At 48.6% G+C, this 21,929-nt stretch carries 20 protein-coding genes; 7 read left to right on the plus strand and 13 right to left on the minus strand.

What is annotated here, in order from left to right; genetic code table 11:
- Nucleotides 1-15: 15 nt before the first annotated feature.
- From PK629_07195 to PK629_07235, 9 genes are all read right to left on the minus strand, one after another.
- The gene (locus PK629_07195; GenBank protein ID HOP11259.1) at nucleotides 16-717 is read right to left on the minus strand and encodes an ABC transporter permease subunit; all 702 of its coding nucleotides are present in this window, start codon (nucleotides 715-717) and stop codon (nucleotides 16-18) included.
- A 34-nt stretch (nucleotides 718-751) separates the two neighbouring features.
- A complete protein-coding gene (locus PK629_07200; protein ID HOP11260.1) occupies nucleotides 752-1,747 on the minus strand; it encodes an ABC transporter substrate-binding protein in 996 nt (331 codons plus the stop codon).
- Between the two features lie 119 nt (nucleotides 1,748-1,866).
- On the minus strand, nucleotides 1,867-4,059 hold the full coding sequence (locus PK629_07205; GenBank protein ID HOP11261.1) for a bifunctional (p)ppGpp synthetase/guanosine-3',5'-bis(diphosphate) 3'-pyrophosphohydrolase: 2,193 nt from the start codon (nucleotides 4,057-4,059) through the stop codon (nucleotides 1,867-1,869).
- A gap of 14 nt (nucleotides 4,060-4,073) precedes the next feature.
- Nucleotides 4,074-6,110, minus strand: a complete 2,037-nt coding sequence (gene recJ, locus PK629_07210; protein ID HOP11262.1) for a single-stranded-DNA-specific exonuclease RecJ — start codon at nucleotides 6,108-6,110, stop codon at nucleotides 4,074-4,076.
- 62 nt (nucleotides 6,111-6,172) lie between these two features.
- A complete protein-coding gene (locus PK629_07215; GenBank protein ID HOP11263.1) occupies nucleotides 6,173-7,927 on the minus strand; it encodes an NFACT RNA binding domain-containing protein in 1,755 nt (584 codons plus the stop codon).
- 17 nt (nucleotides 7,928-7,944) lie between these two features.
- Entirely contained in the window at nucleotides 7,945-8,718 is a 774-nt protein-coding gene (locus PK629_07220; GenBank protein ID HOP11264.1) for a Nif3-like dinuclear metal center hexameric protein, read from the minus strand.
- Nucleotides 8,719-8,742: 24 nt separating this feature from the next.
- Nucleotides 8,743-9,468, minus strand: coding sequence for a class I SAM-dependent methyltransferase (locus PK629_07225; protein ID HOP11265.1), 726 nt, complete (start codon nucleotides 9,466-9,468; stop codon nucleotides 8,743-8,745).
- A gap of 7 nt (nucleotides 9,469-9,475) precedes the next feature.
- Nucleotides 9,476-9,676, minus strand: a complete 201-nt coding sequence (locus tag PK629_07230; GenBank protein HOP11266.1) for a DUF1858 domain-containing protein — start codon at nucleotides 9,674-9,676, stop codon at nucleotides 9,476-9,478.
- Nucleotides 9,677-9,731: 55 nt separating this feature from the next.
- Nucleotides 9,732-10,112, minus strand: coding sequence for a hypothetical protein (locus tag PK629_07235; protein ID HOP11267.1), 381 nt, complete (start codon nucleotides 10,110-10,112; stop codon nucleotides 9,732-9,734).
- Nucleotides 10,113-10,238: 126 nt separating this feature from the next.
- Between PK629_07235 and nrdR the strand changes: the two genes are divergently transcribed.
- Nucleotides 10,239-10,697, plus strand: coding sequence for a transcriptional regulator NrdR (gene nrdR, locus PK629_07240; protein ID HOP11268.1), 459 nt, complete (start codon nucleotides 10,239-10,241; stop codon nucleotides 10,695-10,697).
- A 227-nt stretch (nucleotides 10,698-10,924) separates the two neighbouring features.
- Here nrdR and PK629_07245 read toward each other — a convergent pair whose 3' ends face one another.
- Nucleotides 10,925-13,405 (minus strand): glycoside hydrolase family 38 C-terminal domain-containing protein, encoded by a 2,481-nt coding sequence (locus tag PK629_07245; GenBank protein HOP11269.1) that lies wholly within the window; start codon nucleotides 13,403-13,405, stop codon nucleotides 10,925-10,927.
- 149 nt (nucleotides 13,406-13,554) lie between these two features.
- Between PK629_07245 and PK629_07250 the strand changes: the two genes are divergently transcribed.
- Genes PK629_07250 through PK629_07275 form a run of 6 tightly spaced genes read left to right on the plus strand, consistent with a single transcriptional unit; the run spans nucleotide 13,555 to nucleotide 18,102 of the window.
- Entirely contained in the window at nucleotides 13,555-14,385 is an 831-nt protein-coding gene (locus PK629_07250; protein ID HOP11270.1) for a sugar phosphate isomerase/epimerase, read from the plus strand.
- Between the two features lie 10 nt (nucleotides 14,386-14,395).
- Nucleotides 14,396-15,361: a class I SAM-dependent methyltransferase gene (locus PK629_07255; GenBank protein ID HOP11271.1), complete on the plus strand. Its 966-nt coding sequence runs from the start codon at nucleotides 14,396-14,398 to the stop codon at nucleotides 15,359-15,361.
- A gap of 17 nt (nucleotides 15,362-15,378) precedes the next feature.
- Nucleotides 15,379-16,221 carry a 5'-3' exonuclease H3TH domain-containing protein gene (locus tag PK629_07260; GenBank protein ID HOP11272.1) on the plus strand — a complete coding sequence of 281 codons (843 nt, stop codon included), beginning with the start codon at nucleotides 15,379-15,381 and terminating at the stop codon, nucleotides 16,219-16,221.
- 17 nt (nucleotides 16,222-16,238) lie between these two features.
- Nucleotides 16,239-16,931: a hypothetical protein gene (locus PK629_07265; protein ID HOP11273.1), complete on the plus strand. Its 693-nt coding sequence runs from the start codon at nucleotides 16,239-16,241 to the stop codon at nucleotides 16,929-16,931.
- Between the two features lie 2 nt (nucleotides 16,932-16,933).
- The gene (locus PK629_07270) at nucleotides 16,934-17,455 is read left to right on the plus strand and encodes an NUDIX domain-containing protein (GenBank protein ID HOP11274.1); all 522 of its coding nucleotides are present in this window, start codon (nucleotides 16,934-16,936) and stop codon (nucleotides 17,453-17,455) included.
- Entirely contained in the window at nucleotides 17,455-18,102 is a 648-nt protein-coding gene (locus tag PK629_07275; protein ID HOP11275.1) for a DUF2461 family protein, read from the plus strand. Before PK629_07270 ends, PK629_07275 begins: the two co-directional genes overlap by 1 nt.
- A gap of 6 nt (nucleotides 18,103-18,108) precedes the next feature.
- On the opposite strand, the gene PK629_07280 is transcribed toward PK629_07275, so the two are convergent.
- From PK629_07280 to PK629_07290, 3 genes are read right to left on the minus strand one after another with little or no spacing between them, the layout of a single operon-like run.
- Nucleotides 18,109-19,539: a sulfatase gene (locus PK629_07280; protein HOP11276.1), complete on the minus strand. Its 1,431-nt coding sequence runs from the start codon at nucleotides 19,537-19,539 to the stop codon at nucleotides 18,109-18,111.
- A 25-nt stretch (nucleotides 19,540-19,564) separates the two neighbouring features.
- Complete coding sequence (locus tag PK629_07285; GenBank protein HOP11277.1) at nucleotides 19,565-20,863, minus strand: alpha-L-fucosidase; 1,299 nt, start codon at nucleotides 20,861-20,863, stop codon at nucleotides 19,565-19,567.
- 15 nt (nucleotides 20,864-20,878) lie between these two features.
- The gene (locus PK629_07290; protein HOP11278.1) at nucleotides 20,879-21,922 is read right to left on the minus strand and encodes an NAD-dependent epimerase/dehydratase family protein; all 1,044 of its coding nucleotides are present in this window, start codon (nucleotides 21,920-21,922) and stop codon (nucleotides 20,879-20,881) included.
- Nucleotides 21,923-21,929 lie beyond the last annotated feature (7 nt).

Here is a 21,929-nt window from a genome sequence, read left to right on the forward strand (position 1 = left end):
AGCTGCCCCCTTTCTTTAATATCTGTTGCGAAGCGCTTTTTCAACCATTCCTAACAACCGGTCAATCAAATACCCCATCGCGATCACCAGTACCGTCCAAGCCAGCAGTTTATCGGTTGACAGCGTAACTCGCGCCGTCTGCATCTGCGCACCGACCGAAAGCACGGGTTGAACGACCAATTCCGTCACTACCACGGCTTTTAATCCGATCCCCGCTGCGGTTTTAACAGCTGCGACCACATAAGGCGCAATTGAGGGCAGATAAATGCCGAACAGACGCTTTGAAAGTGAAAATTTATAGACCCTGCCCATCTCAATCAAACGGCGGTCTATTCCTTTCACGCCTGCCGCACTGTTTTCACACACCGAGGGAAACGCTGCTAAAAATACCGCAAATGAGGGTACCAACGGCGCGTTTAACCAAACCAATGCAAGCAGAATCACCGCCACAATTGGGATGGACTTGATCACCGTAAACAACGGCGCCATGAATGCGCCAAACCGGACATAAGCCGCTGAGAGCGACCCCAACAGCATGCCTAAAACGATCGCCGGAATCAAACCGAGCAGCCATCTTCCCAGTGTTGCCGACAAAACCCCCGCGTCATTTTCGGCAAAAAGCCCCGCCAGCGCCGAGAGCACGGCGGCCGGACGGGGCAGTATATAGGTGTTGTCCAATAAAGTTGCAGCGATTTGCCAGACGGCAATGAAAGTCACGCCGCCGAGAATTTGCCAAAGTACAAGTCTTTTTTTATTCGAATGTGGCAAAGAACGCTTCAGACGGCATCACACCTCCGATATCATCCGGCGAGAAACCGAGGATGATATTGAAATAATTGTCGATATCGGCTCTGGCTTCCGTCGTGGTTTCGAAGAAGATATTGCAGCGCGGTGTGCCGTTGATGATTGCTACCGCAGGCAGGGTCACACCATGTTTTTCAGCCAACACGGCCAGTTCGTTGACATTGGTCGTATATTGGGCCGAAGCCTGTTGCGCTGTGATAAATTCGGACATGACCTCAGGATTCGCGTCAGCAAAAGAGCCCTTAACAACAATGGCGCTCATCGGGATGTAGGGTTCACCTTCAGTGACTTCAGCCCAAACCTGCTGCATGTCGACAACCACTTTTACAGCACTGTTTTTATCCAGAATATTTGAAACAAACGGCTCGGGCATCAGTGCAAGCGTTGTCTGACCAGAGATAACCGAAGCCGCAAGATCGGCATGCGATGTCAGTGTATAGTCAATCGTAACTTTTTTAGTCAGTCCGGCTTCCTCAAGCGCATATCTTAAAATTACATCGGGAGTTGCGCCCTGCGCAGAGACAGCAATCGTCTTGCCCGACAGGTCGTCGATGCTCTGAATCGAATCATCGGTGCTAATGATGTACATATTACCCCACGTGCAAATACCGACCAAACGGTAATCCGTGCCTTGATTAAAAAGGTTCGCTGCGGTGTTCAACGGCAGACAAGCGATATCATATGTTCCTTTTGCCAGTTCCGCGACCATTGCGTCCGGCGCAGAGAGCAATTCATATTCGGCTTCCATGCTGTCTAATTTTGTGCCGTCATCCCACATTTTCAAAAAAGACAATGCGGTCGGGCCCTGCAGTGCGGCGATTTTAACTGTTTCTGTCACATCCGACGCCACAGACGAAGGTACAGAAGATGCGGCTTGAGCGGAACAACCCACAGTCACCAACAAAACCAATGCAAAAACCAATGAGAAAATTTTTCTTGTCATTTTACTTTTTTTACTCCCTATTTATAAAATGCTTCGGCTTCCCTGCTCTTCGGTTAGCCGGTTTCTATTCTACACCGCGAAAGTTCCAATGTCAATATAATATACTTAAATGGTATGATTTAAATTCTCTTCGCCCACAACACACCCGGAATAGTTGAAAGCTTTGAAACAAGCCCTCTCAGCTGTTGATTGCTACCGACTCGTACGACAACTTCGTACTCGTCACCCTTATCGCTTTTACCCGTCAATAAAATGCCCTCTGTGAATAGATTTTCCGAAGCAAGCAATTGGGAAATCGTGTTAAACAGGTTGGCGTTGGGCATTGTCATCAGCGAGAGTACGGCCTTGTAAACTTCACCTTCTTTGGTCGCCCATGATGAATGGAGCCATCGGCCGGGTTCCTTGTCGATGTTTTTAATTACGTTGTTGCAGTTGCGGCGATGTACGGCAACGCCTCCGCCCCTTGTGACGAATCCGATGATGTCGTCGCCCGGAACCGGATTGCAGCACTTGGCGAACTTGACCAAACAGTTGTCAAATCCCTCGACAATGACGCCACCGTTGCTATGAGTGACTTTTGCCGGAGGCGCTGCCGGTTTGATTGTGTCGACGTCGGGTGCGTTGTACCTGGCACAATCTTCACGCAGTTTCGGCAGCAGCTTTGAGATTAAAATACCGCCGTAACCGATCGAGGCAAAAAAGTCCTCTTCGTGCAAAAAATGATTTCGTCGTGCGGTATCGGCTAATATAGACTGATATTGTTCGGAAGTCAGCCTCGGATTAATTCGGCGTACCTCGCGTTCGAAATCATCACGGCCTGCGGTGATGTTTTCGTCGCGGCGCTCCCGCTTGAACCACTGGCGGATTTTGTTGCGGGCTTCGCTGGTCTTGGCAGCCTTGAGCCAGTCACGGCTGGGACCGTGTCCCTGCGCCGAAGTTGTCAGGATTTCGATAACCGTGCCGGAAGTGAGTTGTGAATCAATCGGTGTGATTTTACCGTTGACCTTTGCACCTACCATACGGTTGCCGACCGCGGAATGGATGGCATAAGCAAAATCAATAATCGTTGCACCCCACGGCAGTACCCGGACCTCACCTTTCGGCGTAAAAACAAACACATCGTCGTCAGTTAACTCAGCCTTGATGGAATTGCGCAGATCTTCTTCGCCGTCGGCCTCGTCCTTAGCCTCAAGCATCTCGCGCAGCCACTTGACACGTTGCTCAAATCGGGCATTTTTGGCGTCTTTATCTTCGATGCCGACTTTATATTTCCAGTGCGCGGCGATGCCGTATTCGGCCTCCTGATGCATCTCGAAAGTACGAATCTGCACTTCAAACGGAATGCCTCGGTTGCTGATAACGGTGGTGTGAATTGAGCGGTAACCGTTATTTTTCGGCAAAGAGATAAAATCCTTGAACCGATCGGGAATCGGTTTAAATGTATCGTGAATGATACCCAATGCCATATAGCACTCGTTGATGGCATTGACGATGATGCGCACCGCAAAGGTATCGTAGATATCGCGGTTTTCGATGAATATTTTCCGATAAATTCCGCACATGCTCTTGACACGTCCGTCAACCCGGTAATCGAATCCGCAGTCTTTAAAGCTCTCGCTAATCTGCTGCTTGATGGAATCGAGAAAGTCCGACTGCTCACGGGTATCCATGGCGATTTTTGCCTCAATTTCACCGCATCCGATCGGATCGAGACAACGGATTGCATGGTCTTCCAATTCGTTTTTCAACGCATGCATGCCGAGGCGATGCGCAATCGGCGCATAGATTTCCATCGTCTCGAGAGCGGTGTCGCGCTGCTTTTCCTCGGGACGGTATTTGAGCGTACGCATATTGTGCAGTCGGTCGGCCAATTTGATGAGCATGACACGGATGTCGTGGCTCATCGCAAGCAGCATTTTTCGGATATTTTCCGACTGCAATTCATCTTTTGAGGTATATTTAATATTACCCAGTTTTGATACGCCGTCGACCAGATCAGCTACGACTTTCCCGAATTTTTCGGTGATCGTCTTGCGGCTGACGCCGCAGTCTTCCATCACATCGTGTAAAAGCGCTGCGCAGATGGTTTCGCAGTCCATGCCCAAATCCTCGAGCAGAATACGTGCAACAGCAACCGGATGGGAGATATACGGCTCACCCGAAGAACGTTTTTGTCCTGCATGGCTCGCGGAGGCAAGCTCAAAAGCCTGTTCGACTTTCTTGCATTCGGCAGGCGTGAATACAGCCTCGAGTTCCGCTTTTATCGGGGCAAAATAAGTCTCATATTCAACTGTCCTGCTCTCGTCGCTCACACAAATCTCCTTCTTTACGATTTTTCGTCCGGATTCGGCAGTCCGTTTGCAATCCGGAACAATTGGGAATCCGAAAGATCTTTTTTCTTTTCCTTTGACGTTTCAACCAATGTGATGATTCCGTTGTCGATGTTAACCAATCCCACTTCGCGCAGGACTTCCAGACACATTGAGATTTTATAGAAATCCATCTGATCGCTCAAAATGTGAGCAAGACACGCGCCGTTTGTCAATGCCTTATGGCTGCTTTTAATCGCCCGGAATACCGTTGCCGTATCCTCTCTTGTGATGGTGCAGGTCGGTTTTTCACCTCTTCGGATACAACGGTCAAATTCAAATTTACTGTTGAAATAATTATCCTGATTGAAATTTGTGTAACGAATATCTTTGGCCACAATTGAGAGTTCAACGTTGCCGTTATATTCTCGGCAACTTAACGTCACTAAAACATCGACCTTATCACCCACTTGGAAACACATCTCATTCTGTGATGTCCCGAATAACAGCAACATGGCCGAAGCGGCGTCTTTTTCAACCTCTACCAGACAATGATTCCCGTTTCGCATAGCCCGAATGTTTTTAATCATTACTCCCGCGAGACAAAATAACGGCATAGGGTTTTCACGGCCGAACGGTTCCATTTCATCAATCTGTGAAATGACGTCCATAATGAGCTGCTGCGGACGCAGATAACCGTCAATCTTAAAAAAGTTGGGCGGAATCTGGCCGAGCGGTTCGGCGTATTCGTTGATGGCCTTTGAAAAATCCTGCAGTTTTTCCGCCGAAAGAGTCATTCCGACTGCCTGCGCATGCCCGCCGTATTTTATGAGGTCTTGGCTGCAACTGTTCACCGCATCGTATATTGAAAAGCTTTCGACGCTACGGCCCGATCCGGTTGCAACATCGTCTTTGATGCCGAACACGATAAACGGCTTCCCGTATTTCTCAACGAGTTTTGCCGCCACGATGCCGACGACGCCGCTCTCCCAGCCCTCACCCCAGACCACGCCCACCGGCGAATGGCGCAGTTCATCCACGGAGGCGTATTTTTCGTTTGCCTCAGTAAAAATCCGCTGCTCGGTCTGTTGGCGTCTCGCATTATAGTCCTCGAGCATTTGAGCGTATTGCTCGGCCTCTTGCTGCGTTTTTGCCAACAACAGCCGGGCGGAATCAGCTGCGTCTCCCATCCTGCCGGCGGAATTAATACGCGGTGCAAGCATATAAGCTACCGATTGAACACTGAAACGCGTATTCATACCGGAAGTATTCATCAAAGCCCTGAGACCCAAATTTTCGGTGTCTTTCAGAATATCAATGCCGTTTTTGACAAAGATGCGGTTTTCACCGGTCAGCGGTACGATATCGGCAATTGTGGCAACAGTAAGCAAATCGCCATACCGGTCAAGCACCGATTCGATGTCCTCTTCGAGCGCGCAAATGAGTTTGAACACCACACCCGCGCCACAAAGCCCCTTGAACCGACTGGGGCAATCGGGCCGATGCGGGTCGACGACGATGCAGTCGGGCAATTCCGGCGGTACGGTATGATGGTCCGTGACAACCACGTCAATTCCCAGTTCTTTGGCTCGCTTGATTTCGTCAAACGCGGTTACGCCGTTATCGACGGTAATAATCAAATTGATATTGTCCTTGGCAAGATCCTCGATGATGGCGTCGTGCATACCATATCCGCCCTCTTCACGGGAAGGCAGACACCAGATTACATTTGCGCCGTGTTCAATCAGATAGTCATAAATCATTACGGTCGAGGTCACACCGTCGGCGTCATAGTCGCCGAAGATGCAAATGCGTTCATGCTTATCAAGCGCGGTGCGAATGCGGTCAACGGCACGATCCATATCGGCAAGCGAAAAAGGTTCCTCGATACCGGTCTCGATATCGCAAGAGAAAAACTCATCGATATCCTCGGGTGCCGTGATGCCTCGGTTATAAAGAAGCGCCGCCTGCAGCCGGGTTATTGAATTGTCCTGCGCCATTTCCGCAACCGCATTGCGGTCGGTGGCGCAAAAAGTCCATTTTCTGTCTACCACAAGCTCGCTCCCCGATAAAAGTCGAAATTTGTCCTAAGTATACAGCAAAACGACTTTTTTTGTCAATCAGCTTTCAGTTTATCCGCCAACGCCGCATCCGGATTAACAAAGACTGTCTGATAGTCAAAATAATTTACAAAGCCGGGCGGTGAACCTGTGGGCTTTTTTACTCGTTTCACTGTGGTGTAATCAACCGGTATGTGAACCCCTTTGCCGTTTTTGGAATACAGAGCAGCAAGTGTAGCTGCCTCAGTCAAGGTTTGTTCATCGGGTTGTTTTCCCCCGGTTACTACGATCACATGGCTGCCGGGAATGCCGCGCGCGTGCATCCAGATATCATTGCCCTGCGACTTTTTGAATGTCAGCAGATCGTTTTGACGGTTGTTTCTGCCGATCAAGATTTCAAAGCCGCTGCTGATAAATTTACGCGGCTGCGATTCACCTCTTTGTTTATTCTTGAATACGGCACGGCGTTTGAGGTATCCCTGCGCCGCAAGTTCTTCACGAATCTGTGCAATATCCGCAGAGTCTTCGGTGTTTTCGAGTGCATAAAGCACGGAATCGAGATAGCTTAATTCTTCACGGTCTTTCTCAATCAAACCGACTAACTGCTTGGCCGCATTGTCGGCTTTTCGGTAGAGTTTATAATATCGCTGCGCGTTTTGATTCGGCGTCAAATCATTCTGAAGCGCAATCGTAACGGTCTTTTGTTCCGGATCGGTGTAATCGACCGTGTTCAATGTGGTATCGCCTTTATGAATCATATAGAGGCTGGCCATAACCAGATCGCCGCACAACCGATATTTATCTGCGTTTTTGGTATCCTCGAGCTCCTGCGTACGGCTAAGCATTTTTCTGCGTGTCCTGTCAGCGGCGTTTTCGACAAGCTTATACAGGTCACGGCTGCTCTGTCGCTGGCGGTCGCGGTGTTCTTTGGCGTAGTAAAATGTATCGAGCAGTTGTGAAAGCGTCTCGAATTGTTTTTGATTTTCTGCATCATAACGGCTGAGCGGCATAAATGAGAAATCAACGGTCGCACCGGTCTGATCAAAAACCGCCGTAGGACAGATGTTGTAATTTTTAATTCTTTGCTGACATCGCTCAATGGATGAAACGAGTGTTTCTTTTTGCTTTGCATTCAATTCTCCGCAGACAATACTTTGATCGCCAATAGCCTCATAACACAGTTGTGCGCAGTTGAACGGAGAAAGCCCTTGAATGCCGCCTAAAAGTGCTTTTTCCAAAAGGACACCCGCGTTGTCTCGCATGATCTTTTCTACAAATTCAGAGAGGTTTAAGACGTCAACCGGTATCTTGTCCTGCTTCGGCGGGAGTTCATACCTCAATCCCGGAAAGATTTGACGTACCGCGCTGACGTTTTCATCAATGCGCTTAACAGCATCTATAATAACACCGTCGGAATTAAGAAAGATGAGGTTAGAATGGCGGCCCATGATCTCGGCAACAGCGGTGATCACCTGCAGCTCCCCGAGTTCGTTACGTCCCGTAAAATCGAGATACAAAACACGCTCCATGCCGTCCTGGCGGATTGCCGTCAATTTGGAGCCGATCAGGAGTTTTCGCAGCAACATGCACAGCATCGGGGGCTGCGGAGGGTTTTCATAATTCTGTTGGGTGAAATGCACCCGCGCGGCGTCGGATTTAGAGGTCAACAGAAGACGTTTTTGCCCTTCTCTGGTACGCATTGCAAACACAAGCTGGTCGCGGTAGGGCTGATAGATTTTATCTACAAAACCCCCGATCGCACTCTCCAACTCGCGTATTAATAAATGCAAAAACGCACCGTCAACTGCCATTGTTTTCTCCTTTAAATTTAAACGCTCTGCAGCGGATTGCTCTCTTTGGCAAGGGCAACCTCAATCCCGGTAAATTCCTGCGCAAGCTTTTCCCTCAAAATTTCCGCGATATGAATTTCGGTGCCGAAATGGGTGGCATCGATCAGAGTGATATCCGCCGCCCGGGCAATGAGAACGTCCTGATGTTTTAACTGAGAAGTGATAAAGCAGTCATAACCCGCCTCGATGACCAACTCGATTAAAAAGCTGCCGCTTCCGCCGCAGACGACTGCGTTTTTGATTGGCTTTCCGCCGTCGCAGAACATGACCGGCGAGGAGAGAATCTGCCCAACTTTGACAGCAAATTCACGGGGGCTTTGCGGCATCAGCAATTCTCCTACCCATCCCTCGCAGAGACGGTCGCCGCAAGGACTTTTCTTTTCCCCGAATGGCTCTTTTAAAATCAGCCCCAGCCTTTCACACAGCACTTTGTTTGCACCTTCAATATGCTCATCAATCGGTATATGCACCGAGATCACGGCGATTCCGGCAGACGCGGCGGCATAGGCGGGATTGTTTGAATCCAGCCTTTTGAGCGGATCAAAAATGATCGGGTGGTGGCTGACGATCAACTGCGCGCCGAACGCTTTTGCCTGACCGATTACATCAGCGGTTGCATCGAGGCAGCACATGATCTTTGTGACTTCTGTGTTTTTATCACCGATTAAAAATCCGGAATTGTCGTATTCCGGCATGTTATTGAATTTCCAGATGCTGTCCAGAAAATTATAAATCTCTTTTACGGTGCTCATCTTTATGACCTCCCCTTCGTGGATTTAAATTTCCGCCCCCGTCGCTTCGGTTATCAATTCGCAAATATGTAAGTAAGCCCGAACCATCGGCTTGTTTTTTTCCAGTTTTGCACCCTCGACACGATTTTTAAACAGTTTATAAAGTGATGAAAAATAGACCTGTTCGGCTTCTTCGGCAGATCCGAGTTTGCCCAAAATGATCTCATGCCTTTTAGCCCACTCCGGATTAAATTCGATATATTGTCTCCAATCCGGGAGACTTCTCCCGCTCTCTTCGGTCACAACGGACAAGACCGAATAAGCACGTTTTGCGTCGATGACGGCGCGTTCCGAAATCAAATCACAGCCACTGTCCAAAAGAAATGCCCGCAGATGGCAGGCATCGGTTTGTGGCTGTAGAATCAACCGCTTCTTCTCACGTCCGAACCAATCGGATTTTGCAAGAATTTCAATGATGTTCAGCCCGCCCATCCCGCAAATCAATGCGGTATCAAACGCATCGGAAGCGACATTTTCAAAACCGTCCGAAAGCCGTAGTTCGGTTTTATCTTCAAGATGATACTTTTTAACGGTCTCGGCGGCTCTTGTTAACGGACCTTCGACAACATCACATAAAAGTGCAGACCGCGCGCTTGCGTTCAAAAGTAAGAACGCCGAAAGAAGCGCATGGTCCGTCCCGATATCCGCAATGCGACCGCATTCCCCGGCCTGCTGCGCAGCAAGCGCCAGTCGGGGACTCAGTTTCAACATATTCCTTTTATTTTTCGCCGAGATGTTCGTTGATCTTTGCCACTAATTCATCAACATCGACGCCGTGGACCTGGCAAGCCTGTTCGATGGACTCACCCCGTGCGGACGGACAACCGAGACAATGCATGCCCATCTCAAGAAAAAAGGCAGCGGTTGTGCGGTCGAAATCGAGAATATCACCGATTAAAGAATCTTTTGTCACTTTCATGGTTAAAACCTCCATATGAACTTGTCGATATTATACCAAAATAAACCCCTTTCTGTCAATGCGGACCATGCAGTGACTTTTCCGTACGCAGCCGCCTGCAGACCGCATATCCGGGCAAGCACAGCAGAAGCCACGCCGCACAGAACGCCGGACAGATCTGCCCCGCCAAATTTCCTTTTTTCTTACTGTAATCCCAGATCTTATGCTTTTTATTAAAAATCAGACCCAACGCAAGCTCCAGCGCAGTGATACCGACACATCCAACCGTGTATTTAACGGCTTTTCGCCACAGCTTTAAATCAACCGCATCGAGTATCAGCATCCCCAGTCCGCCCGCCAACGCCATCGAGGGATGCGTTTTCTTTCGCCATAAAAGCTCAATCGCGGGATATGCAAGCGCGCCGAATGTGAACAGTTTTTTCTTTTCTTCGGACAAATGCGATCACCTCCGTTTCGGTTATTTTCGCCCGAAACAGGAGCGGATATACAGTGCTTATAAATGCGATTTTACTTGACAAAACTTTGAAAACAAGATATCATTAATTGTGAAGGAGTGGTTGAAATGAAATGCCCGTTTTGCGGAACACCGGATTCAAGAGTCATCGATACACGCCCTCAGGACGACGGTGAAAAAATTCGCCGCCGCCGGCTTTGCGAAAAATGCGGTATGCGCTTTACCACGATTGAGACAACCGAACGCTCCACCGTTTGGGTCGTCAAAAAAAGCGGCGCTCGTGAAGCGTTTGATCCCCAAAAAGTTTTGTCCAGCATGGTGCGCGCCTGTAAAAAGCAGACCATTCCGCTTGAAGAGCTTGAAAATGTTGTCCGCGGACTTGAAACCATGATTTATTCCTCGCCGAAACACGAGATCGCCTCAGTGGAAATCGGTGAATACATTCTTGAAAAACTGCGCGATCTCGATGAGGTCGCTTATATTCGTTTTGCCTCTGTCTATCGCGATTTTTCCGACATCGAATCGTTCTCCCGCGAGATTAAAATGATGAAAAAACAAAACAAATAGGGATATCGCATTTCATAGATATTCAAACGCGCGGACAGGGTGGCTGTCCGCGCGTTTTCGGCAGGTGAATGCGATTCACCTGATTATTTTGTTAAACTGTTATTGAATCACAGATGTCTTTATGCCGTCTTTGCGAGGAGTGAAATGACGAAGCAATCCAGAAACCCATGCATCTGGATTGCCGCGGGGCTAAAGCCCCTCGTAATGATGATTGGTCTTTATAAAATTTATCTCTCCATCAAGTCAACTTCGGAGAAGGTTTTGGCAACGGGGTCAAAGGCAAAAGATTTGAACTCATATTTTGCCAAAGAGACCGTCTTTTTCACATTGACCGACGGAATGGCAAGTGTTGTCGTGCGCTTTTCTGCGGTCGGGTTAAATAAACGCAGAACGAACTGTTCGCTCTTTTCGGCGCGTTTGAAAACCGCAAGTGAAAGCACCTCGTCGTCGAGTAGTGCGAACGGCTTGACCTCTTTTCCGAAGCCTGTCGGGAAGAAGGACAATGCCATCGGTTTTTCGTTTTTCGCAGCGGCTTCGCGCTCAATCTTTTCAAGGCGCTCTGCATCAGAAGAGGCGTTCAGATAAAATTCAAACTCACGTTCTCCCTGATCAATGAACGGCGAAAAACGATCCTGCTCCATGATATAGGGCTTGCGTACCGAAAAGTCCGATTTTCCCGCCGAATAACCAGGCGAACGCAAACAGGTGATGCGCAGTTCGCCGTTTTCACAGCTGCTGCCGTAGGTGCCGGTGTTGATGACGCTGACGGCCTTCCCTGCTCCGGCTACGACATTCCACTTATGGCTGACCATTTCGTCGCCGTTCGTGAGCAATTTCTCGCTTCCGTATGCGGTTTGACCGACAAAGCCCTCTTTGCAGACGGTCGGTACAGCCAGTTTGAGCATGGTCATCTTCTCGTTCCAATAGACCTTGGCGGTCACCTTGATCTCGGTGCCCTTTTTCGGCAGGAAATAGCGTATACAAATCTGGGAGTGAGCATATTCCATGACCGCTTCGACGACTGTGCGCACCTCACCGTCCTCGATAACCCGTACCGATTCGGGCAAAGAGCCGTCGATAATGCCGGAAAATTCCGCGCCACGCGCCCTGTCCATCGGGGTGAATTCACCGATCACATCCGGGAACGATTTTTCTTTATGCGCCCAAGAGTTCTCGTCATCCTTGATGACAAGCGGCAAAAATGCGCTGCCGGCGATGTAATCGACGCCGCACACCTCATATTGATCGAGTGTGCCGGTTTGGGTATTGATCACAGCCTTGATGTCTTTGGTCTCGAAAATGAATTTATTGTTTTTAACAGTGAACTCGCGTTTTTTCGGCGTCGGGATTAATTCGATTTTCACATCATAGCGGCTCATCTGACCCGGTGCGAGTTTGGCTTTGAACACACAGCGTTTGCGCCAGTCGACATTGAAATTCGACAGTTCATGTTCGGCTTGGCAATCTACTTTTATGTCGTCTTTGTATACGATGGGATTGGCAAACAGATCGCGGTTTTTGTTTTGATCGGGCAGCTGGAATTCGCATTCGACGATTTGTTCCACTTCGAACGGATGCGGATTATAGACCAGAATCGGCACTTCGCCGTCCTCGGCTTTGCGCTGACCGCTCGAAAGCGAAAGGAATGCCTGTGTGCGGACGCGGTCGAGTTCGACCAGTCCGTGTCCGGCAAGTGAGATGGCATACTGCTCCACCGGCTCAATGGAAGAACCCGGCAGGATGTCGTGAAACTCCATCAGCAGCAGGTCTTTGGTCGCTTCGGCGATGTTCTTTTCGGGATATACCATCAGGCCGGACATGGCTGCGTGCGCGACCATCTTTTCGGTCATATAGAGCATGTTTTCAAGCTGCCGATGCAGCTGTTTGATTCGGATTTGGGTGGTGTAACATCCGGTGTAACGCGGATTGAGAATGCCGTTATAGTCGGGCAGCTTGTCTTTGTTCAACTCGGCGAAATAGGCCTCGGGGATCGAGTGGATGATCTCGAAATTCTTTTCTTCTTGATTCAGCTTTTTGATCTTTTCATAATCGACCCGCGACGGGCCGCCTCCGTGGTCGCCGATGCCCCAGAGCACGATGCCGACGTCGGCATTTCCGTTTTCCTTAATCCAACCTTTGATCTTTTCGTCGGCTTCGCCTCGATGGGATTCGTAGGAATTATAGGCGCGATGGCAGGCAATTTTGCTGCCAGAGAAACCGACCCAATTAAAATCCTCTCCCGGCAGCGGGAGCATATCGGGTTCGGGACGGCACAGCAGATAGGAATCATATCCGGCCTTTTTCAAAATCTCGACCAGTCCGCGGCTGTGACCGAACGCGTCTAAGTTGATAGCGCAAGTCGGTTCGACGCCGAATTTGTCCATAAAATAGTTTTTACCCGCTAAAATCTGACGCACAAAGCTCTCGCCGGAGGGCATATTGCAGTCGGGCTGGAGATACCATCCACCCATGATGTGCCACTTTTTCTCGGCGACCAGTTTTTGAATGCGCGCAAACAGAGCCGGTTCGTAACGCTCGACCCACTCATACAGCATTGCTTCGTTGTGGCAGAAAATAAAGCCCTCGTAATCTTCGCAGAAATCAGCCGCCACGCGATAGGTCGAAAGAGTCTCGGCGACGCCTTCTTCGAGCTGCCAGAGCCAAACCGGGTCGAGATGCGCGTTGCAGACCAAATGCAGATGTTTCATAAAATAATCTCCGTTCCGATTATGCCGATTTACGGCGTTAAAATCACAGCGTCATTTTATCATATCCATACCGAATTTACAATCGCTCGGAATTGACAATTTCCGACCGGAATGTTACACTGAAAAAAACGCTGTGGGGGTAAATTTTTATGATTCAGGTAGGCGTTGTCAGCCGTTCTTTTCGTGAATGGGCATTTGCGGACGTTGCGAAAAAAATGCGGGAACTCGGTTTCGTCTCAACGGAATTGTGTTTTACTTTCAAAGAGTGCAACGTTTGGGCTTACAACGGCAGTACGGATATGAATCCGCTGACCGACAAACTCGCCGCTGAAATCGTCAACACCTTTCGGGATAACGGTATCTATATCGCTTCTTTAGGGGCATTTTCGAGCATGTTTGAACCGGATGAGGAAAAACAAGCGCAAAATCTGCGCACTTACGAACGTTATTTTCAAATTGCCGCCGCAAACGGGATTCCGGCAGTCGCCACCGAAGCCGGTTTTATCCCCGGAAGGCGCGGCATCGTGTTTGACAGTTACGAAAAGGATTTCGATTACTTTAAAAGCAACTTGATGAAAGTACTGGAAATGGCTGAAAAATACGGCGTCGACCTTGCGCTCGAAAACTGTGTGCTTGATCTTACACCGAGTGCCAAACGCGCCCGCGATTTGATTTTACAGAGCGGTTCCGAACGACTCAAAGTACTGCTCGACCCCGCCAATCTGATCGCCAACTCCGATGAGGAAGATATGTTCAAATACCTTACGCCGTATATCTCCTATTTCCACGGCAAGGATCGCAAGGTCAACGACGCTTCCGGTCGTGTCGTCGGCGACGGAGAAATCGACTGGCCGCTGTTTTTAAAGTTCTATCACGAACACTGCGAGGGCGTTCCGTTCATTTTAGAATACGTCAACCCCGACAACTGCGCTGAAATCCGAGATCGGGTGCTGGCGTTTGATCAATTGGTGATGAGGTGAAACAAATTATATGTTTTTATGCCCTAAATGCAAACGATTAATGCAATTCCCCTCTTGTGAGTTTTGCGGAAATGAAATCAAAAAGATAAATAACATCTGGCAATTATCAGATATGCCGGATATTATTACCGACGGCGAAGGAGACAAATATATTGGATATGAAAATATCGGTGACAGTTATTCCGGCAACCGAAAATATCTGATTGAGGAAAGGGACGCTTTGTTTGCCAAAGAAGTGGCGAAACTAACGGGAGACGGTGTTTTTCTTGATTTGGGATGCGGCGACGGCTGCTTTACAGTACCATGTGCATCATACGGTACTAAGATTATCGCCGGAGATATATCAAAAGCCATGCTTTCTATTTTGCAAGAAAAAGCCAAACGCAACCACGTTTCTCTCAATAATGTCACTCTTTGCCGTATGAACGCGTTAGATATCCCGCTTGAAGATGAAAGCGTTGATACCGTCGTCTGCAACAGCGTATTGCATTTAATCTCCAATCCCCAAAAAGTTCTTTCGGAAATTCATCGCGTATTGAAAAAAGGTGGCGCGTTTATCTGTAAGGATGACCAACCCGGCAGGAAAAATGACAGTTGCTACGACAATTCAAAATGTCATGAAATTGTCAATGCTATGTACTCCGCTTATTGGGCGAAATTAAAAGAACGGAATATCATGCCCATAAAATACAGTTGGAAGTTTGACCGTGCCAAAGTATGTGATAAACTATTCAAAGATAAAAACGAAATGATGATTGAGAGAGGAAACGCCTATGAAATTCCGTTGAAACACGGTTTTCTACCGAGGTTCGCAGGACGCGGATTTTCGGATCAAGCAGGTGTACCAGATGAAATACACAACCACATCATTCAGGAATTGATGATAGATTTAAAAAATAAATTCGGAGATGATTTTTTAGATATTGTTTTTAAAGGCATTGAAAATAATTTACTAATTACTGTTTATCAAAAATAATATTGGTAGGTGATACAATGGACAAACTGCTCATCGTTGACGGACACAACTTGCTGTTTCAAATGTTTTTCGGTATGCCGTCGAGAATTGTCAACAAAGACGGAAAAACCATTCAGGGAACGCTCGGATTTGTCGGCGCGTTGCTTAAAATAATCCGAATGGTTCAGCCGACACATTTGGTCGTGTTATTCGATGGTGAGCATGAGAATTTCCGCTCAGAGTTGGACGCGGAATATAAAGCTAACCGGCAGGATTATTCCATTGTCGACGAAATGGACAACCCTTTTTCACAGCTTTCGGATATCTATAATGCGCTCGATTACATGAACATTCAGCATACGGAAATTGCCGAATTTGAAACGGACGACGTTATCGCCTCTTATGCCATTACATATGGAACAGATATGCAAATCGTAATTTCTTCATTTGACAGCGATTTTTTTCAACTGATTAACGATAATGTTTTCTTACTGCGTTATCGCGGCGATAAATCCGTTGTCTGCGGTTGCGAATATATACGGGATCGGCTTGACATTGCGCCGGATCAGTATTCGGACTTCAAGTCATTAGTTGGCGATGCCTCAGATAATATTAAAGGCGCGGATAAGATCGGTCCGAAAACCGCCGCATTCCTGCTCAATCGGTTTGGTACGCTAGACCGCATTCTTGAAAATGCTGATCAAATCAATAAACCATCCATACAAGCGTCTATTATACAGAACAACGAACGTTTACTGACAAACCGCAAGCTGATCAAACTGGATGGTCGGGCGAATATTCCGTTTGAATTAGCAGAACTCGAATATCAATACAACGGCGTTGTTACGAATGATGTACTGATCGGGATTGGTCTAAGATAATGGATGGGTTTAAAAAAATGGTTTGTAATTTCGGCGATTTCTGCGAAGTGTTGACAGAGAGCGGATTTTCGATGAGCGGCGGAAATGCGCACGGGATTTTTACCGCGATCCCGGTCGGTTGGGAAAACCAGCAGTTTTCCGATTCCCCGATTCGCTGGCACACCGGAAAGCCCGATACCGACCCGTGGGAATGGCGCATGCGGGTACTCGCCGAGCGGAATGACGTCGCCTATGCCAAAATGTTCTTCGGCGTCGGCGGATTTATCACAAAGGAATGGTATCCGTATTTTTACGCGATGCGGCGTAGTCTTTCGTTCGGAGAGGAATACCGGCGCGGCACGGTCACCAACGCCGCGAAACGGATTTATGACACAATCAACGCTTATGGGCTGCTGGCCGTACATGAGATCAAACGGTTCGGCGGTTTCGGGCGGGATGAAAAATCAACGTTCGAACGCGCTCTGATCGAGCTGCAGATGCAAATGGCTATCACCGCCTGCGGACAAAAGCAGCGGCAGACCAAAAATAACAAGCCCTACGGCTGGCCTGTTACCGTCTTTTGCACGCCGGAGGATTTTTGGGCGGCAAGAGGTATGACGCTTGCGGACATGGATCCGGTGATTTCAGAGGAAAAGATTTTGGAACAGATTTACCATATCAATCCCGATGCCGAAAAGAATAATGCTTTGAAATTTATCAGAGGGAGATAAAAATGGCTGAACTTTGGGACATTTTAGATGAAAACGGCAACTTTACAGGCCGATATGCCGAACGCGGAAAGCCGCTGAAAAAAGGCGAATATCACTTAGTCGTTGAAATCTGGATTTTGAATTCCAAAGGGGAATTTCTGATCTCTCAAAGATCGGCCGGCGGTACTTGGCACGGTCTTTGGCAGACCACGGGCGGCTGTGCGGTCGCCGGCGATGACAGTTTGAAAACCGCTTTAAAAGAAACCCGGGAAGAAATCGGCATTGAACTTGATCCGAAAAACGGCTTATTATTTAAACGATACAGCGCGCTTCGTTCCAATGACCCGGGTGGTTATATCAAAGACGTCTGGCTTTTCCGCCAAGAAGCGGATATTTCGTCCGTTGTTTTACAACCCGGAGAAACCTGCGATGCCATGTGGGCAAGTAAAAAGAAAATCATGCGGTTGATAGATGAAAATAGATTTATTCCCAAAGAGATATATCCCTATCTGGATGCTCTTTTCGAATATTGCGGGGTTTCGTGATGTTTCACGGATTTTCGAAAGAACTGATCCCTTTTTGGCTGGAACTGCCGCTCAATAACACCATTGCGGCACTGCCGGATAACAAACGGCGATATGATGAGATTGTCGGAAAACCGCTGCGGGAATTGTTTGAAACACTGGTGCCGGTGATCTCCGAAATTTCACCCGAACTTGAGGTCAAGCCCTCGCGCTGCATCAGTTCGCCCTACACCGACCGCCGGTTTTCTCATGATATGCCGCTGAAAGAATACGTCTATCTGCGGTTTCGGCTGATGAATCGGGAGAGCGATGCGGTCGGTTTTTATTTTGATATGGGTTTGTCCCATTACGGTTACGGACTGAGGGTTTACAATTCGACTGCGGATGGTATGCAGGTGCTGCGGGAGAAATTGATCGTTCGTTTTTCAGAAGCCGAAAAATCGCTTTCCAATGCAGAAAAGCACAGATTCCATGCAGTTGACAAATTGTATAAAAAAGATCACTTCCCCGCTCTGCCGGATGGCGCTGTCAAATCGGTTCTGAATCGGAAATCGTTTTATTTGGAAAAAACGGTACCCGTCGGCGAGACGGTGTTTTCACATGCGCTGGCCGACGAGCTGTCTGATGGGTTTATGAAATTAAAACCGCTGTTTGAGTTGATCCGTTGAATTTCGCTATTTTGATTGGAGCGTGGCTGTTCGCATAATGATCCGATCCTGCGTCCAATGGTCTCGGTACCACGAACAGGATTCAAAGGTATCGTTCAGATTCTCCATCTTATTTTTTATCAAAGTTCTGAACTGTTCAAGGACTGTTTTATATTCCGGGAGATCTGCAAGATTTTTCATTTGATAAGGGTCGGATTTGTTGTCAAAAAGAAGTTCTTTGCCGTCTGCGTGATAAACGGCATAGGTATATTGCTTGCTTCTCATCGCTCTCCACTCGTGTCCGTCGTCCCAAGCTGCCGTCGCACCGGTTCCCTGCAAAAACGCGGCTTCCGGTTCCGGCCCGGGTTTGCCCAATGCGCAATGACTGAGATCCATGCCCTCGACCTCGCTCGGAACCGGCAGTCCCATCATGGAAAGCAATGTGGGCATGATGTCGGGTGTATTCAGGCAGACATCCGTGGTGCTGTTATCGTTGATCCAACCGGGTTTGCGCATCAAGAACGGCACACGCACGGCTTCTTCATAAAAAATATTTTTGGCTCTTCTGCCCTGCGCCCCGAACATTTCGCCGTGGTCGGAAGTGAACACAAGGATGCTGTTGTCACGCAGGCCCAGCTCATCAATGGCTTTGACAAGCCGTCCGATGTTCCAATCCAAATTTGCGGTCATGGCATAATAAACGCGCATCCACTCAGTCAATTCGGTTCTTTCGTCCGGATTCAGTTTTGCCCAGTTATCCGCATAAGGATCATTTTGATCCTTGTAATTAGGCGGGAGTTCAAACTCTGCGTCCTTGAACATGTCATAATACTGCTCCGGCACATTGCTTTTAACCCAAGGATCATGCGGCGTGCCGATTGAAAGGAAAAGTGCGAACGGGTTGCCCGTTTCGGAATGCTGCTTTAAAATTTTAATCGCCATATCGGTCTGTCCGTCGGGTTCGTAACCCTCCATAGTGATCTTTTCCGGACTGTCCGTATGGTAATAGGTGTTGTAATATTCGTGATGAAAGTTATATGCGGCCCAGAAACCGTCGAACCCGAGCCGATCCGGTCCCGCCGGCGTAAAAGAATTCTTCGGATCCATATGATGCCCGAGTTCATTGGCCCACAAATGCCACTTCCCGATATAGGCCGTGTCATAGCCCGCGTCTGTGAGTACATGCCCGATGCACGCGTGGTTCGGGTTCATCCTGATCTCGTTGATCACCATGCCGGTGCTTGTTGTATACTTGCCCGTAAACAAGGACGCTCTGTAAGGCGCACAAACCGGATGGCCCGATATCGCATTGCAGAAACTGACGCTTTCTTTGGAAAGTTTATCGATGTTTGGCGTATGCGCTTTTTGATCGCCTGCATACCCGCACGAAAAATAGCGCAGCTGATCCGCAAAAACATAGATCAAATTAGGTTGTGTCTTTTTTTCGGTTTTATCCATCGTGATCTCCAAACGATAATTTTATTTAAATAAATTCGATGTTTTCGAGCGCCATGACCACCGGCAGCTTCCATGCGCGGTTTTCGCTCGGGCGCATTGAGAGAATCGTGTCGATGATAAAGTTATCTCCTTCTTGACGATAGCGGGACGCACAGTCCGTTTCGGGACGGTGTTCCATGATCTGATTGTTCGAGCCGACCATGCGCACTTTAGTGTCCGCAGTCGCCCGAACTTTTTTCAGTGCGATTTCGTATCTGCCGTAATAGCCGAAATGCGGAATGCCATCCATCAGGAATGCATAAACGGTCTTGCCGTCTTTGCTTTGTGTGTAAAAGACCTTTTCATCCTCTTCGCTGACGTGTTTGCACGGACGCACACCGTAAATCGCCTCGCCGTAAAAGAAATTGAACAGACCCATGGTCTGCAGCACTTCTTCCTGCCAGCGCGGGATTGTTCCATGCGAATCGGGGCTGACGTTCAGCAGCATATTACCGCCTCTTGCGCGGATTTTGATCAGCGATTTGATATGCCGTTCGGCACCGTGATCGGCGATGTCGATGGGTTTATAACCCCAGCTCTCGCCCATCGTATAACAACCCTCCCAAGCCATATCGATGGCTTCGCTCGGGAGAACGTTTTCGGGCGTTTCCATCTCGCCGCGGGTAATCAGGCACTTCGGCTGATTATCCCATACGGTCGCTTTAAGCGTATCCGGCGGTCCGTCGAAAAACATGCAGTAGATATCGCCGTAATTTTGCATCAGTTCCTCGACCTGCTTGTTGTTGTAGTCGAGCATCTCTGGGTCGTTTTCTTGGAGCATATCCGGTGTGGCAAACTGCAAAACCCGCTTTTTCATGCGGTAGTTATAGTAAAAGTCAAACGGTGAAAAGTACAGGCCCGGTTTGACCCCCATCTCTCTGAAAGCCGATAAATATTCGGTCATCAAATCGCCGCAAAACGGCGTGTTCATAATATTAAAAGGCGTTGTTTCGGTGTCCCACATGCAGAAGCCGCTGTGGTGCTTTGCGGTGAATACCGCATATTTCGCACCGGCCTGCCGCGCCAGATAAGCCCACTTTTTCGGATTAAAATCGTCAATCGAAAGCATCTTCGGTCCGTTGTCGATGAAATCATTGACCAAGCGGTCGTCAGCGCCGATCATCCAATGGCTGATGACTGTTCCGAGCGTGCAGTCGGGCCCGAAATGAATGAACATCCCGAAGCCGAAATCGCGGAATTCCTCGGTGAGCGCCGGATCATTTCTCCCGCTGCAAAGATCGGCCTGTTTTTCGATAGTGACGTCAATGTTGTCCTCTTGATTCACTTTTAACACTCCTGTTCATCTGGTTTGTCCCGCTCTACGGCGCTTGAATGGTTTGATACGTCCTGTCTGCTTTAAAAACGCGACCGTATCAGCTAAGGTCTGTTTGAGCGTACGGGTTTTATAACCGAGTTCGCTGTCGGCCTTTTTGTGGCTGAAATCCGCGTTGGCTTCGAGGGTATACAGCGAATACGGTGTATACAGCGGGGGGCGTTTGCGGGCTTTGTAATAGAGTTCCGCTATCGGCGCAAACATTTTGGCCACCCACAGGGGTAATACCGAAGCCTTTCTGCGTCCGCTCATCTTTTGCATCTCGTCGAAGAGTTCCTCGACCGAGCAATAACGGTTGGACAGAATATAACATTCGCCGGATTTTCCTTTTTCGGCAGCCGCGATCGTACCCTCCGCGACATCGCGTACGTCGACGAAATCATATCCGCCGCGCACACAAGTCTGGAGCTTTCCGTTGAAATAATCAATGATCATCTGTGCGGTGTGTGAACTGCCGTAATCGTTCGGACCGATGATGCCCGACGGATGAACTACCACGGCATCCAGCCCGTTTGCCGCCGCATCAAGCACACATTGGGTGGCCTCTGCTTTGGTTTTAGCGTAAAGTCCCCTGACCTCTTCGGGATCAAATTTCTTGATTTCGCGAATCTGATTACCCTTGCCGAGTTCCGGGATCGCATGCACGGAGCTGACATAGACCAGTCGTTTTGCCTTGGTCTCAAAGCATTTTTTGATGATGTTTCGGGTGCCCATGACGTTTACACGTTGGACGAGGGGATTATACTTTGTCGCAATCGAGACAATGCCGGCGGCGTGGATTACGATTAACTCTCTGTCTTGGGGTACATCGAAAATCTCTTTTAACGAGTCGATATCGCAAACGTCGCCGTAATAGATTTTGGCTGTTCCGGTGGCTTTGGTCAGCGGTGAGGAATCACCCGGAAGCGCAAGGCCTCTGACCTCATAGCCGCGTTCGTTTAAAATGCTGACAATGGTACTGCCAAGATGCCCGAAAGCACCTGTGACAATATATATTTTTGACTTTTGCATCATATTG

Source organism: Oscillospiraceae bacterium, from assembly GCA_035380125.1.
In the GTDB taxonomy this organism is placed as follows: Bacteria; Bacillota; Clostridia; order Oscillospirales; family JAKOTC01; genus DAOPZJ01.

What these genes read in the sequence shown, in the direction of transcription:
- PK629_07200 (HOP11260.1), bottom strand. Translation starts at nt 1,747, where the DNA reads ATGACAAGAAAAATTTTCTCATTGGTTTTTGCATTGGTTTTGTTGGTG.
- PK629_07215 (HOP11263.1), bottom strand. Translation starts at nt 7,927, where the DNA reads ATGGCAGTTGACGGTGCGTTTTTGCATTTATTAATACGCGAGTTGGAG.
- PK629_07220 (HOP11264.1), bottom strand. Translation starts at nt 8,718, where the DNA reads ATGAGCACCGTAAAAGAGATTTATAATTTTCTGGACAGCATCTGGAAA.
- PK629_07225 (HOP11265.1), bottom strand. Translation starts at nt 9,468, where the DNA reads ATGTTGAAACTGAGTCCCCGACTGGCGCTTGCTGCGCAGCAGGCCGGG.
- PK629_07230 (HOP11266.1), bottom strand. Translation starts at nt 9,676, where the DNA reads ATGAAAGTGACAAAAGATTCTTTAATCGGTGATATTCTCGATTTCGAC.
- nrdR (HOP11268.1), top strand. Translation starts at nt 10,239, where the DNA reads ATGAAATGCCCGTTTTGCGGAACACCGGATTCAAGAGTCATCGATACA.
- PK629_07245 (HOP11269.1), bottom strand. Translation starts at nt 13,405, where the DNA reads ATGAAACATCTGCATTTGGTCTGCAACGCGCATCTCGACCCGGTTTGG.
- PK629_07250 (HOP11270.1), top strand. Translation starts at nt 13,555, where the DNA reads ATGATTCAGGTAGGCGTTGTCAGCCGTTCTTTTCGTGAATGGGCATTT.
- PK629_07255 (HOP11271.1), top strand. Translation starts at nt 14,396, where the DNA reads ATGTTTTTATGCCCTAAATGCAAACGATTAATGCAATTCCCCTCTTGT.
- PK629_07260 (HOP11272.1), top strand. Translation starts at nt 15,379, where the DNA reads ATGGACAAACTGCTCATCGTTGACGGACACAACTTGCTGTTTCAAATG.
- PK629_07265 (HOP11273.1), top strand. Translation starts at nt 16,239, where the DNA reads ATGGTTTGTAATTTCGGCGATTTCTGCGAAGTGTTGACAGAGAGCGGA.
- PK629_07270 (HOP11274.1), top strand. Translation starts at nt 16,934, where the DNA reads ATGGCTGAACTTTGGGACATTTTAGATGAAAACGGCAACTTTACAGGC.
- PK629_07275 (HOP11275.1), top strand. Translation starts at nt 17,455, where the DNA reads ATGTTTCACGGATTTTCGAAAGAACTGATCCCTTTTTGGCTGGAACTG.
- PK629_07280 (HOP11276.1), bottom strand. Translation starts at nt 19,539, where the DNA reads ATGGATAAAACCGAAAAAAAGACACAACCTAATTTGATCTATGTTTTT.
- PK629_07290 (HOP11278.1), bottom strand. Translation starts at nt 21,922, where the DNA reads ATGCAAAAGTCAAAAATATATATTGTCACAGGTGCTTTCGGGCATCTT.